This window comes from Streptomyces niveiscabiei (assembly GCF_001419795.1).
Lineage (GTDB): Bacteria > Actinomycetota > Actinomycetes > Streptomycetales > Streptomycetaceae > Streptomyces > Streptomyces niveiscabiei.
This window is the reverse complement of sequence record NZ_LIRL01000119.1, coordinates 1-14,089: the sequence shown is the minus strand read 5'-3', so window position 1 is coordinate 14,089 and position 14,089 is coordinate 1. Positions and strand designations below refer to the sequence as shown.

Below are 14,089 nucleotides of genomic sequence, written 5' to 3'. Positions count from 1 at the left end.
ATGCGCGGCGGTCCGTACGGCGCCGGGGCGCTTGCCCAGCGTCTCGGCGGCGGTCTTCGCGTCGAGCCCCATCACGACCCGCAGGACGACGGCCTCGGCCTGGTCCTGCGGAAGCCGCGCGATCAGGGAGAGCGTACGGCCGGTGGCGAGCGCCTCGATGGCCTCCCCCGCGGTGTCCGAGGCGGCGGCGTGCCCGGTCAGCTCGGTCTCGTCGCCGCCGATGGCGGGCCTGCGCCCCCGCATCCGGATGTGATCAAGAGCACGGTTGCGTGCGATCCGCGCGGCCCACCCCCGGAACCTGTCGGCGTCCCCGTCGAACCGCTCCAGGTCCCGGGCGATCTGCAACCACGCCTCGGACGTCACGTCCTCGGCATCCGCCTCCCCCACCAGGGTCCGCACATATCCGAGCAGCCGAGGGTGCACGGCGCGGTACACGGCCCGGAACGCTTCCTCGTCCCCGCCCTGCGCACCGAGCACCGCGGCAGTCAGCTCCGCGTCGTCCCCCAGCACCCCGGCACCCTGGTCCCTAGTTCGTCTGATCCGCGCCACGGAAATTCTGGACAAGGCGGTCGGTCACCCGCCCCGCACCCCGGCGCGAAAGGCACGTTACGACCTCTATCCGCGCCCCGTCCACGCCGCTCCCCTGTGCGTCCGGGCCAGGTGTGACAGAAACCGCCCTCCCGACGCTGTACAGAACACGGGCCGCCGCGCGACCCGTACAACGACGGCCGGGGTCTCTCCTGTGGGGGGTGGCGACCCCGGTCGTCGCCTGTCCGCGCATCCTTACGACCCCCCGCCGCACGCTTCCTCACCCTCCCGCCGCCAGTCGTCGCACCGCCGGGTCGGCGCCCGCAGCGCCCCCGAATCCCGCGCCACCCGGAACGCGGCCAACGCCTCGGCCTCCGCCCCCGCGTCCGGGTCGGGAAGCGCCAACGCGTCGGCGAGCAGCCGGGGCAGATCGGTCATTCGATCCCCAACTCCCTTGCCAGCCGCCGCAGTCCACGATGCGCGGCGGTCCGTACGGCCCCGGGCCGCTTACCCAGCACACGGGCGGCAGCAGGCCCGTCGAGCCCCACGACGACCCTCAGCAGCACGGCCTCCGCCTGATCGGGCGGCAGCATCCGTACGAGGGTGAGGGCGCGCTCGGTCGACAGCGCCTCGGCGACCTCGTCGTACGTGTCGTGCGGGGCGACGGGCTCGACGTCCTCCAGCGAACCGCCCCGTACGGGACGCGCCCTCATCCGCCGCAGGTGATCCAGCGCCCGGTGCCGCGCGATGGTCGCCGACCACCCCCGGAACCCGGCACCATCCCCCCGAAACCTCCCCAGATCCCGAGCAATCTCCAACCACGCCTCGGACGCCACATCCTCGGCCTCATCCCCCACAATCCCCCTCAAATACCCCAGCAACCCAGGCTGCACCATCCGATAAACCACCCCGAACGCCCCCTCATCGCCCTCCTGGGCACGGGCGACGGCCACCCCGAGCTCCCCGTCGAACGCCCCCTGAGGACGCCGGGGTTCCCCACCCTGCCCCACAACAAGTCCCCGTTTGATGCCGAAGTCCGAGGGCGACGACCGCACGGCCCACCCCCGTGGGACCGCACCGGCCGCCGGTCCGCGACGCGGCCCTCACTGTGTCCAGCGACGAACGCCCGAAAAGCATCACGGGGTTGGGGTGTGGAACGGGTCACACGAGCAGCATCCGACACTGCGCCCGGAGCTGGAGCCCCCCCCTGAACCTCACCGCGCATGCTCGCGAAAGCGTCAGGCCAACTCCTCCGGCGGAAGGCCACAGGATCAGGCATCCATTCGCCCTCTCGCCAGACTCCACGAATGAAAGTCGAGCACGTCTCCTGGCTCAGCTACGCCCGAAGTCGTGGACTCCGCACACGCCGTCGGAAGCCGAGCCGCTTCAGGCAAGCCCTGCCGGCACTGGCCCACCCGCGGACGAGACGTTCGCACAGGTCAGCGTCAAGTCCGGAGCCGGAGCTGTGGTTCTCGTGCGCACACCGGAACCGACCTACAACCTTCACCACGTCCGGCGCCCGCAGCATCGTCCAACCGTGGCCACCACAACGGCCGAACCGTCAGGTCCACGGAGTCTGGTCCCAGAAGGGGTACCCGCAGCCAGGGCCCGACCGTCCTGAACACCAAGACGCTCGCCTCCGAACGTCGCATCACCCTCCCCACCAAGTGCATCAGGCCCCTCAAGATCCACCGGGAACGACAGCAGGAAGAGCGCCAGGCGGCAGGAACGGGCTGGACGGACAACGGGCTCGTCTTCACCACCCCGAAGGCAGGCCGCCCCGCTGACGTTGCCGTCAAACGACCCTCGCATTCGCCGGGCTACCGAATTCTCCATAATCAGATGGCCACCTTGAAGGTATTACCAAAGACCTTCCTGGATGGATTCATCCTCATGTGCAACTGGTCTAGCCCTCTGTGGCCCTTGCTTTTGACTTTCGGCGCCTGGAGCGGAGAGGGGAACCCCTGTAGTGCTTTCTCTGTCAAGCACCGCTTTCAGTCTTCGGAGCATCACAAGCCATTCAGCACCCTCTTCCTCCACGCTCCAGTCGTCCCGCAAGTCATTGCTTGTGGTGAGTAGGCGAGAAATCGCTTCGAGCGCCAGGGGTATCAGCTCTTTCGGAATCTGCGGAATCTCACCATTCGGCCCCCATGTCGCAGATTGAAATTCACCTCCACCCTCAACCTCTCGGACTGTCAACGCAGCGGCAGCGATTGCCAGCTCTGCTCTACCACCATCGATATGCGGGCTGCTGTCGCCCGCCACCGAGGCGAGGGCAGCTCGGATCGCCTGAATTCGCCTAGACAGCGGAGTGGCATCCAAATCGCCAGCAAAGTCCGCAGCGCCATCGTTATCGAATGGCCCGTATCCCCATTTCCCCATATCGCCCTACTCGAACGGGAGCTCAGGCTGAGTCGCCTGGCGCTTATTGTAGAGGTTTCGCCCAAACCCCTCGATGCCACTGCTGAGCTTGAAGCCCATTTTTTCGAACTGAACCTTCATGATGTGCTCTCGGATTCTGAGAGCCGTGTCATCTCCGCACACATGGATGCAAATGACAGGCCCGTCCTGGTCTCGCCTGCCCAAGTCCGCATGCTTGTTCAGCCGAACGTTAAAGTTGTTGGTCTTGCCGATATACACGTGGCCAGGCTTCGACTTATCGTCGAATATATAGACACCTTGATTCTTGTTGCAATTGTGGACCAGGACCGGCGCAGCCCCTGCCAGCACGTAGTACGTATGCAGTTTCCCGACGGTGAGGTCGTAGGTGATCCCGTCCTGGTGGATGTTCCGCACTCCGGTCACCACGACAACTGAGCCGTCGGGCTGGCGGAGTTTTGTGCCCGGGGTCAGGTCGTGGGCGTCGGTCCAGTGCTGGTGGCCGGCGTCCCAGAAGGGGTGGTGCCAGGTGGTCGTCAGGGTCTGGGGCGTGCCCGAGGTGTTGTCGGAGGAGGGCGGGCCCCGGACCGGCACCACGGCCAGTGTCAGGATCGTGAAGTCGTGGTCGTTGTGGGTGACGATGACTTTCTGGACCGGTTCGGGTGAGGTCGTGCCTGTCTGGGGGTCGGTGGCCAGGACCTTGTCGCCCGCCTTGATCGTGCTGATCGGTTTCGATGTGCCGTCGGCGAGGCGGACCGGTGTCGTGGGGGTGAAGCTGTGGACCTCGCAGCTCGCGGCGGCCTCCGCGTCACCCCCCGCGCTCTCGGCCCGTTCCGCGTCGGCCATCGCCCGCTCGCTGCGGGCGGCGTCCTCCGCGACCCGGGCCGCTTCCTCGGCGTCCTTGACGGCTGTGTACGCCCGGTCGAGCTGGCGCCAGATCTTGAAGGCTTCGACTCCGACCTTGATGGCCTTGAACGCTTTGCCCCAGGGGACGGCGGTGAGGGCCGTGTTGAGGCAGCCCATGACGTCGCCCTTGGTGAAGCAGTTGTAGGCGTCGGTGACACCGAGGACGTCGGCGACGAGGTTCAGGAGCTGGTGCTTGAGACCGGTGACCTGCTTCTTGGCGGCGGCTGCGGCGGCGTCGGCGGTGGATTTCGCGCGGGCGATGGCGCGGGCCTCGGCCTGCGGGTCGTAGGTCTTCTTGCTGATGTTCCCGCCGCTTGCCCCATAGGCGTGCCCGTCGGAGCAGCGTCCGTGGTGGCAGGTGGCGTGGTTGGGGCCGCCCGGGTCGACGGGACCGTCGGTGATGTAGCGGACGGGGTTGTCGGGACCCGTGCCCGTACCCCCGATGGGGTACCCGATGCCGCACAGGTCGGCGGGGCAGAGCCCGGAGGGGTCGGAGAGGGTGACCGGGGAGTCGGCGGCGTAGTCGTACGCGTTCCAGGTCTGCGGCGCCCCGCTGTCCAGCACGGGGTCGGGACTCAGGAACCGCCCGATGGACGGGTCGTACTCCCGTGCGCCGAGATTCGTCAGCCCCGTGTTGTCGTCCTGCGCGCCTCCGACGAACCCACGCTGTCCGACCCAGGCTCCGGTCTGGTCCCGGGCCTCCCCGAAGGGCTTGTACTGGCGCCGGGTGACGGCCTGGGTCTGGGAGTCGACGGCGAGGGTGCCGGTGCCCTGGTGGTCGGGGATCAGGTACGTGAAGTGGCCGTCGGAGGAGTGGGTGGCGACCGTCTGTCCGGCGATGGAGATGTACCGGAGCCCGTCGGCGCTGGTGGCGCCCTTCTTGAGGGTGAGTTCCTCGTCGCCGGCGTAGAGGGTCGTCGCGTCGGGGCTCCGGCGCAGCAGGAGGGTGCCGTCGGCGTCGTACTGGTAGGTCGTGTCGGCGGCCGTCCCGGTCGAGGACAGCTCGGAGAGGTCGCCCTCGTCGTCGTACGTGAGGGTGTCGGTGCCGGCGCGGGTCGTGCGGGTGGTGGCGTTGCCGGCGGCGTCGTACCCGTACGTGTTGACCGTCGAGTCCGTCGCGCCGGTCCGGGTGACCTGGGAGACCGCGTGCGCGGGGCCCTTGCCGGCCGCGAACGGCGTGTACGTCGCCGTCGTGTCCGAGGAGCCGGCGGTGTCGTGGTCGGTCTGGGTGAGGCGGGCGCCGGTCGCGTCGTACGTCCAGCTCTGCCAGTACGGCGAGGGTCCGCCCACCGTGGCCGCGCCGGGTGCTCCCGCGCAGTCGTCCTTCGCCGTCCAGGCCGCGCTGAGGCGCTGCGCCCAGTCGTAGGAGTAGCACTGGGTGTCGGTGGCGCCGGTCTCCAGCTTGTCGGTGATCTTCGTGATGTTGCCGGAGGGCTGGTAGGAGTACTTCGTCTGGTCGGAGATCGCCGCGCCGGACTTGGTGGTGAGGGTGGAGCCGGTCAGGCGGTGGGTCTGGTCGTCGTACGCCAGGGTCTGCTGGGTGAAGTTGCCGTCGGTCCCGTAGGTGAACTGGGAGGGTTCGTCGAACTCGGTGTACTTCAGGTCCCGGACGTACTCCCAGCCGTTGATGTCACCCGCGACGGCGATGGGGCGCGCGTATTTGTCGTAGGTGTAGCTGACGGTCTCCCCCGGAAGGGTGACCGTCGTCGGGAGACCTTCGGAGTACTCCGAAAGGGTGCCCGTGAGCTTGTAGTGGTTGGACGTCGTGTAGTTCCCGGCGAGTGCGCCCTCCGTCGAGGGGATCACCAGCTGGGTGCCCTGGACCCAGCCGTGGCTGTCGTAGCCGAGGACCTTCTTCGTGTACGCCGCGCCCGAGGTGCCGCCGACGTAGCGGGTGGAGGAGGTGGGCCGGTCCTTCTTGAGGGTGTCGTACGTCCAGGAGGCGAGCTCGTTCGCGGTGGACGGGTCGGCGCCGCCGGTGAGGTCGAACTCGGCCTTCTTGCGGCCCAGTTCGTCGTACTGGTAGCCGATCGTCTTGTGCCGGGCATCCGTGGTGGACAGGAGCTGGCCCGCGTTGTCGTACGCCGAGGTCGAGGTGCCCGTGTCGGGGTCGGTCTGGGTGGTGCGGCGGCCGAGGAGGTCGTAGCCGCTGCTCCAGACGTGGCCCTGGCCGTCGTCCTGGCCGGTCTGGTGGCCCGCCGCGTCATACGTGTAGGTGACGGTGTCCGCTACCCCTGTGGGGGTAGTCCCGTGGTAGCGCAGGAGCTTGGACAGGCGGCCTCGCGCGTCCGTGTAGGTCGTCGTCGGGGTAGTACCTGCGGGGGGTGTGACGTCCACCCGGTCCGAGCCGGGGTAGGCGGTCGTGGTGCGCCAGGTCTCGGTGGCGAAGTGGTAGGCGATGGAGGCCGTGGCCCGGCCCGCGCCGTCGTAGACCGTGCCGGTCTGGGACGGCGTCTGGTTGTCGGCGGCGTCCACCAGGGTCCCGGAGGGCGCGCCGGTGTTGTAGTACGGCGCGGAGGCGCTGACCGCCCAGCCGTGGGAGTCGTACACCGTGTCGGTGATGACCCGGCCGCCGTCCACGGTCGCCGTCTGCGTCTCGCGCGGACGCAGCAGCGCGTCGTAGAGGGAGATGGACGTCCGGTAGGTGTTGTCGTCCTGGAGGCTCTGGGTGGTGACCGTCGAAGGGGCGCCCGGGTTCAGGTCGTAGGCGTACTTGGTGTTGGGGTTCGCGGTGGTGGCGAACCCGGGGTTCCATACGGCGGTGAGGCGGCCCAGCGGGTCGTAGGTGCTGTTGGTCGCGTAGCCCGCCGCGTCCGTGGTCCTCAGGTCGGTGCCGCGTGCGGGGTCGAGGGTGGAGGTCGTGGTGAAGGCGGCGGTCTGGCCGGTGACCTGGGGGCGGGTGATCTTGACGGAGGTGGGTGAGGCGCCGGTCGCCGGGGTGAAGTCGGTCGTGGTGGTACGGCCGTCCGCGTCGGTCTCGGTGTGTTCGCGGCCGTAGGAGTCGTAGCCGGTCTTCAGCGCGGTGATGTAGTGCGGGGTGCCGTCGGCGGCGACCGAGTCGGCCTTCTGGACCATCGTCACGTCGCCCTTGGTGGGCGGCGCGGTGTTGTCCGTGGAGCCGTCGAAGAAGGTGAGGTCGTCGCTGACCAGGTCCTTCGGGTAGGTGGGGGTGGCCGCGCAGTCGACGGCGACCTCCTGGACCCGGCGGGGTGCGGGCAGGGTCGCGCCGGCGGCGTCCTTGGCGTACCAGGTGCGGGTGCAGGTGTCGTCGGCCGTGGTGGAGGTGTCGCCCTGGTCGTCGACGGCGGTGGGCAGGCCGGTCGCGGGGTCGAGGGTGTAGTCGATCTCGGTGGTCTGCTTGGTGCCGTCGGCCTTCGTGGTCACGCTGCGGGCGCGCTGCATGTTGGTGCGGCGGGCGACGAGCGGGTCCAGGCCGGTCTTCGTACGGGTCTGGGTGGCCGTCGCCGCCGAGGTCCAGGGGTCGGTGACGCCGTCGGAGAGGAGCGCGCCGCCGTCGCCGTCGTAGGACTGGGTCTCGAAGACCTGGCCGGTCAGCCAGTCGGAGTCCTTCTGGGTGTCGCCGCCGATCGCGGCGTCGAGGCTCGCGGTGCGGGTGCCGGTGGACGTCTTGTCGCCGTCCATGCCCCGGAAGTAGGTCTGCCGGGAGAGGGTGAGCGTGCCGGGCGAGGTGCCGGTGCGGGTCTCGACCTTCCCGTAGCCGCGCCACTGGTTCCAGGTGCGGTACTTGGCCTGGGTGAGGGAGTCGTCGTTGTAGTGCCAGGCGGGGTCGCCGAGGTAGCTGTAGGTGGTCTGGACGGGCAGGCCGCCGCCCGTCGGGTCCTGCTGGGTGACGGAGGTGACGACGAACTTGTTGAACCAGTCGAGCTGGGGCGAGGTCTGGCCCGGCGGGGTCCAGTACTGGGGGTAGCAGCGCAGGGTGTTGGTGTCGGCGGCCGAGGGGAGGACGGGCGTGCCGGTGCGGTGGCACTGGGGGCCCGTGTAGTTGACGGTGGTGGTGCCGCCGGACTCGGTGGTGACCTTGGTGATCCGGTAGCGGGTGATCGGCTGGTAGCCGTCGAGTCCGTCGACGCGGTTGGCGAGGGCCTGTCCGGTGAACGTGATGGGGGGCAGGGCGAGGCTGCCGCCGTCCTTGCCGGTGCGGGTGATGGACGACAGCCACAGGGCCGGGGTGGTGGTGTCCCCGGTGGCCGGGAAGGTGTGGGCGAGCGTCCAGGCGTCGACGTCCGTGTAGGCGCCGGCGACGAGCGTCTGGGTGCGGATGCCGGTGAGGCGGCGGCTGCTGAAGAACGCGGGGCCGTGGTTGTCGCAGGTGCCGGTGGACGGGCAGACCTGGTCGACGGGGACGTCGGGCCAGTGGGTGGCGTTGGCGGCCGTCATCTTGGCGGGCGCGCAGTCGAAGTTCGCGTCGGGCAGGCAGCGTTCGGCGGTGTCGAAGAGGACCTGGGCGGCGGCCGGGGACGCGGTGTCGTAGACCTTCCCGGCGAGCTGGCCGTACTGGATCTTCGCGAGGTAGCCGGAGCGCGTGTAGGGCGTGGGGGTGGTCGCGTTGTCGCGGCCGTAGTAGCCGGTCTCCGGGGTGTACCAGTAGCTGATGGCGTTGCCGTGCGGGTCGACGGTGTAGTCGAGGTTCCAGCGGTAGCCCTGCTGGCACCAGGAGGCGGCGAAGGTCGCGGCGTGGCAGGGTTCGCCGGTGTCGTTGCCGTAGACGGGGGCGGTGAACACGGAGTTCGTGGTGGCGGCGCCGGTGGTCCAGCCGGGGAGGCGGTTGAGGCCGAAGTAGTACTGGGTGCCGTCGGCGGTGGTGACGACGAAGTACTCGTTGTCGTTGTCGCCGTTGACGGTGTCGGTCCTGACCTGGATCTTCTCGCCGTTGTCGTCCTGCGGGTGCCAGGTGCCGGTGGCGTCGTCGCGGACGAGGGTGTTGGAGGAGCCGTTGAGGGACAGGGTGAGCGTGTCGGCGTCGTCCGACCAGCACTCGTCGGAGGTCTTCGGGGTGCCGTTCGCGGTGTCGTCGGCGCACGAGGCGTAGCCGCGCTCGACGAAGCCGGGCGCGTAGTCCCAGCCGTCGCCGATCCAGGAGGACTGGGCGTTGGTGGAGGAGGTCCGCCCGTCCACGGCCTGGGAGCTGTAGTCGAGGGAGACGCTCGGGGCGAGGCTGCCCGGGACGTCCGGGACGGGGACGGGGTACGAGTAGCTGAACGCGCCGCTGGAGCCGCCGGCCGACCACTGCCCGGAGGGGGCCAGGGAGGTGGCCGCGTAGCTTCCGCCGCCACCCGCCGTCCCGGCGACGGCCGCCAGCACCATGGGGGACGCGGTCGTGCGGGGCACCTGGACGGTCGCGGTGACCTGCTCGTGGCGCGCGTCGTTGGCCGAGGGCAGCGGGGTGCGGGTACGGCAGCGAGGGGCGGTCGGCGTGGTCAGGGCGCAGGCGGGGAGCTGGACGAGGCGCAGGCGGGTGGCCCAGTCACCGCCGTACGCGTCCTTGAACGCCGAGTAGTCCAGGGCGACTTGGGCGCTGCCGCCCGGGGTGGCGCTCTTGGGCTGGACGGCGACCAGGACGCCGGGCAGGCCCAGCTTCCGGGCCGCCTGCGCGCCGGGGAGGGAGATGTGGAGCTTCGTCGTGGCGGGAGCATGGCGCGGACCCGTCGGGGTGACGGTGACGGGGAGGCGGCCGGCGCGGGAATTCGCGGCGAGGGTGGTGTCGGCGGCTGCGGCCGTCGGCAAGGCCGTCTCGGCGGTCTTCGGGTTCCAGGACGGCATGCGGGGCGCGGGGACGGCGTGTCCGTGGACCGGGGTGACCGGGACCGAGCGGTCCTTCTGGGGCTTCACCAGGCGACCGGGGGCGGGCGTGGCCGCCGCGAGCGCGGTCTGGGTGGCGGAAAGAGAGAGGAGCAGGGCGAGCGTCGTCGTGAGAATCAGCCAGATCCGGGCCGTGGATCTGCGTCTGCCAATTCTTCCGAAATTTCGAACCAACCTCGTGCCGCGAGTCACCTGATATCCCCATCCCCTAGTGAAGGCCCCGTGAAGCTAACCGACGCCACAGATGGGGAGGTTAAGGAACGAATAAAGAGAATGCGCGCATATACCAAAGAGCTCAAAGCGAACTCAAAGGATCGGGAATGCGGTAACCGTCCGCCCCTTATCGACCGAAATAAGAAAAGACTTCTCCCTAGGGTGAGCGCATCACACGCACTCGCCCGGCCGGGGGGAAATCCGCATGCCCGACATACGAAGAGCCGTGACCCTGGCGCTTCTCGCACCACTGATCGCGGTGGGCCTGACAGCCGCCCCGGCTACGGCCGACAGCGCCGCCTCTTCGCCCGGTGTCCCGGCCCCGCCGCTCACCGCCTCCCGCCCCGACGGCCCGGCCGGTACGCAACTCCCGCCCGACGACTCGGGGTTGACGTCGGCCCAGGCATCCGCGCTGGCCGCGGCCCAGGCGAAGGCGTCAGCGAGCGGCAGCCCGGTCACCGTCGACGCGCTCACCACCGAGACCTCCACCGCGCAGGCCAACCCGTCGGGCACGGTCACCTGGACGAGCAGCCTCCTGCCGGCCCGCGTCCGGCAGAACGGCGCCTGGGTCCCGGTCGACGCCACCCTGCGCGCCGGCACCGGCGGCTACAGCCCCATCGCCTCCGCCGAGCCGCTCACCTTCTCCGGCGGGGGCACCGGTCCCCTCGTCACCATGACCAGCGGCACCGCCCAACTCGCCTTCTCCTGGCCGACGTCCCTGCCCACGCCGACCGTGTCGGGCGCGACGATCACCTACCCTGACGTCCTCCAGGACGTCGACCTGCGACTCACGGCCGACACGACCGGCGGCTTCTCGGAGCTGATCGTCGTCAAGACCGCGACCGCCGCCGCGAACCCCGCTCTGGCGACGCTCCAACTCACCACGCACACCACCGGATTGACGGTCACCGACGACGGCCACGACAACCTCCAGGCGGCCACGCCGAACGGCCAGGTGATGTTCAGCGCGCCACAGCCGCTGATGTGGGACTCGACGAGTACGAGTACCGTCAAGCCCCAACTCCTGGCCGAGACCGGCGACTCGGGCACGGCCGCCACGGCCACCGGCCCCGCCCCCGGCGCCCAGGTCGCCCACGTCACCGACGACGTCACCGGCTCCACCCTCTCCCTCACCCCCGACCGGACCCTCCTCACCGGCGCCTCGACCCGCTACCCGGTCTACATCGACCCCACCTGGAACCCCCACTACGCGAGCGGCGCCAAGCAGCACTACATCGAGACCCAGCAGGGCTGCCCCTCCGCGAAGAACTACGACTCCACCCAGTACGGCGACCCCGGCGTCGGCTACAACAGCTGGTCGGGCTGCATCGGCGTGGAGCGCTCGTACTTCCAGCTCGCGATCCCCTCGGCCGTGTGGGGCACGCACATCGTCGCCGCGACCGTCGACGCCAAGGAGAACTACTCGGCGAGTTGCAGCCTCTCCTCCGACGTGAAGCTGTACCTCACGGGCGCGATCGGATCCGGCACCACCTGGTCCAACAGGCCTGCCCTGTCTACCTACTTGGGCAGCAAGAGCTTCGGCCCGGCCTGCTCCAGCGAGCCCTCGGGCGGCTTCTCCGTCACCTCGACGATCGCCAAGCTGGCCGCCGCGAAGGCGTCGAGCTGGACCTTCGCGCTGGTGAACAGCCAGGAGGGCAGCGGCGACGGCACCTACTTCAAGCGGTTCGCGAACAACCCCTCGATGTCCGTCGAGTACAACCACGTCCCGGCCAAGCCCACCGGCCTCGCCGCCAAGTTCGGTACGCACTCGGCGGGTTGCGGCACGACGGCGCCGTACCCGGTGATCGGCAAGACCCTCGCGACGACCCCGCCGACCCTCAACTCCGTGGTGAGCGACGGCGACAAGGACGCCCTCGCGGCGACGTACAAGTACTGGGTAGGCAGCGGGAGCGCGACCATGACGGCCAGCGCGACGGTCGCCAGCGGCACGAACGCGCCGAAGCAACTGTCGTCCGCGTTCATGAGCGGGCTCAGGAGCGGGGACACCGTCAACTGGAACGTCACCGCGAGCGACGGCAAGGACACCAGCGGCGCCTCCTCCACCTGCCACTTCACCGTCGACCTGAGCGCCCCGGCCGCCCCGGCCGTCACCAGCGCCGACAGCCTCTACCCCGAGGACGCGGCGGGTACGACGGCGGCGGGCACGGCGGGCCGCTTCACCCTCAGCACCGACAGCGCGGCCAAGTTCCTCTACCGCCTCGACGTCAGCCCGCCGACCTCGAACACCCCGGCGGCCCAGACCGTCACCGCCTCCGGCAACAAGGCGACCGTCACCGTCACCCCGCCCGCCCCCGGCACCCACACCCTGTACGTGTACGCGGTCGACGCGGCCGGGAACGTATCGGCGCAGCAGCAGTACCAGTTCACCGCGCTCGGCCACACCGGCACGACGTACCCGAGCCTCCAGGCGGCCTTCGACAACACGGCTGTCACCGACGACGCCCACCGCGCGGACGGCGACGCGGACGGCAACGGCGCGACCTTCTCCCTCCAGGACCTCAAGGCGGCCGGCTGGCAGCCCGGCGGCAAAGTCACCGTGGACGGCGCCACGTTCACGCTCCCCTCCTTCGGCGCGACGGGCGGCGACAACGTCCTCGCGGCGAACCAGACCGTTCAACTGAGCGGCAGCGGGCGGGCGTTGGTGTTCCTCGCGTCTTCGACGTACGGGTTCGTCGGCTCGCAGCGGGCCGACGACGACGTCACCAGCCCCGCCGTGCCCGACGGCACCTCCGTCGGCGGGACCGAGTGCACGCTCGGCAACGGGCAGTACGAGGACTGCCTGGCCGGCGGCCCGGTCGGCACGGTCACGTACGCCGACGGCACCGCCGCCCAGCGGTACCACCTGACGGTCCCCGACTGGGTGTACGGCTCCCCGTCCCTGGCGGCGCTCACCCTGCCCCACCGCAACCACGCCGACGGCACCCAGGAGACCCGCTCCACGAACATCTACGCCTTCGCCGTCCCTCTCAAGGCCGGCGCCGCGCTCAGCTCGGTCACCCTGCCCGACCTCACCGACACGGCCCGCGTCGACGTGCCGGGGCTGCACATCTTCGGCATGGCGGTCCGCGACACGACGGCCGCGCCGGGCGGCGCGCACTGGACGGGGGCATGGAGCGCGCCGAACGAAGGCGCGTTCAACTACGAGACCGGCGACTACAAGGACCAGACGTTCCGCGTCACCGCCGCGCCGGGCATCGCCGGGTCGAGCATCCGCGTCCGGCTGTCCAACGCGCTCGGCCGCAGCCCGCTGACCATCGACCACACCACCCTCGCCACCCAGTCCTCCGGCGCGGCCCCCACCGCGACGCCGGCCGACCTCACCTTCGGCGGCGGCAAGGCGGTGACGATCCCGGTCGGCGGCGAGGTCTACAGCGACCCGGTGAGCTACGCGGCCACGCCCAGCAAGCGCGTCATGGTCAGCCTGCACCTGGTGAACGACACGCCCTACCTCGTCCAGCACAGCTGGGCCGCCGCGACCACCATGTACGTCAGCGCCGTCGGCTCCGGCGACCACACCGCCGACACGGCGTCCACGGCGTTCAGCGGGACGGGGACCACCTGGGGTTCGTTCACGGACGTCCTCACCGGCATCGACGTCGTCACCGACGGGAACCGGCCGACCGTCGCGGTCCTCGGCGACAACCTCGTCAGCCCCTTCGACGCCGCCACCAAGGCCGTCCTCGGCGCACCCCGACTCGCCGACGCCCTCACCGGTCCCTCGTACGGTGCCGTCGGCACCGGCATCGAGGGCAACCGCCTCGCCACCGACCTCCCCGGACAGGGCGGCCCGGCCGTCCTCACCCGCCTCGACCGGGACGTCCTCGACCTGCCCGGCCTCTCCACGGTCGTCGTCGACGAGGGCCTCCAGGACCTCGTCTCCGGCACCGACGAGACCGCTCTCGAAGCCGCGTACGACCTACTGCGCACCCAGCTCAGAGGCTGGGGCGTCAAGGTCGTCTTCACCACCCTCACCCCGTGCACCGGCTACGCCCCCTGCACGGCACCGGCCGACGCGAACCGGGTCGGCACCAACACCTGGATCACGGACCAGTTCGACGCCAACACCCCCACGGTGAGCTACGCCGACACCGAGGCGGCGGTAGGAGTACCGGACACGGCGAGCACAGCGGACCCACCCCCGCTGAACCTGAGCACCGCGGCCGACGCCGGTGACCACGTCAACCTCACGGCAGCGGGGTACGGGGCTCTGGCGGGGGCGATC

Annotated in this window: 6 protein-coding genes and 1 pseudogene; 2 read left to right on the top strand and 5 right to left on the bottom strand. The window is 70.1% G+C overall.

Annotation, left to right across the window (positions count from 1 at the left end; genetic code table 11):
* The 3 genes from AOK24_RS06885 to AOK24_RS06875 all read right to left on the bottom strand — a co-directional run.
* On the bottom strand, positions 1-510 hold a 510-nt coding region (locus AOK24_RS06885), incomplete at its 3' end, for an RNA polymerase sigma factor (RefSeq protein WP_107103906.1).
* A 273-nt stretch (positions 511-783) separates the two neighbouring features.
* Positions 784-966: a hypothetical protein gene (locus tag AOK24_RS06880; protein ID WP_055719159.1), complete on the bottom strand. Its 183-nt coding sequence runs from the start codon at positions 964-966 to the stop codon at positions 784-786.
* Complete coding sequence (locus AOK24_RS06875; protein ID WP_055719158.1) at positions 963-1,538, bottom strand: RNA polymerase sigma factor; 576 nt, start codon at positions 1,536-1,538, stop codon at positions 963-965. Before AOK24_RS06875 ends, AOK24_RS06880 begins: the two co-directional genes overlap by 4 nt.
* A 583-nt stretch (positions 1,539-2,121) precedes the next feature.
* Here AOK24_RS06875 and AOK24_RS50300 point away from each other — a divergent pair.
* Positions 2,122-2,316: pseudogene (locus AOK24_RS50300) on the top strand (site-specific integrase); the annotation flags it as partial.
* A gap of 72 nt (positions 2,317-2,388) precedes the next feature.
* On the opposite strand, the gene AOK24_RS52630 reads toward AOK24_RS50300, so the two are convergent.
* Both AOK24_RS52630 and AOK24_RS52230 read right to left on the bottom strand, forming a co-directional pair.
* Positions 2,389-2,910: a DUF4259 domain-containing protein gene (locus tag AOK24_RS52630; protein ID WP_079056700.1), complete on the bottom strand. Its 522-nt coding sequence runs from the start codon at positions 2,908-2,910 to the stop codon at positions 2,389-2,391.
* 6 nt (positions 2,911-2,916) lie between these two features.
* The gene (locus tag AOK24_RS52230) at positions 2,917-9,663 is read right to left on the bottom strand and encodes an RHS repeat-associated core domain-containing protein (protein WP_276206823.1); all 6,747 of its coding nucleotides are present in this window, start codon (positions 9,661-9,663) and stop codon (positions 2,917-2,919) included.
* Positions 9,664-10,051: 388 nt separating this feature from the next.
* On the opposite strand from AOK24_RS52230, the gene AOK24_RS06865 reads away from it, so the two are divergent.
* Positions 10,052-14,089, top strand: a 4,038-nt coding sequence (locus AOK24_RS06865) for an SGNH/GDSL hydrolase family protein (RefSeq protein WP_055719160.1), incomplete at its 3' end; no start/stop codon positions are given.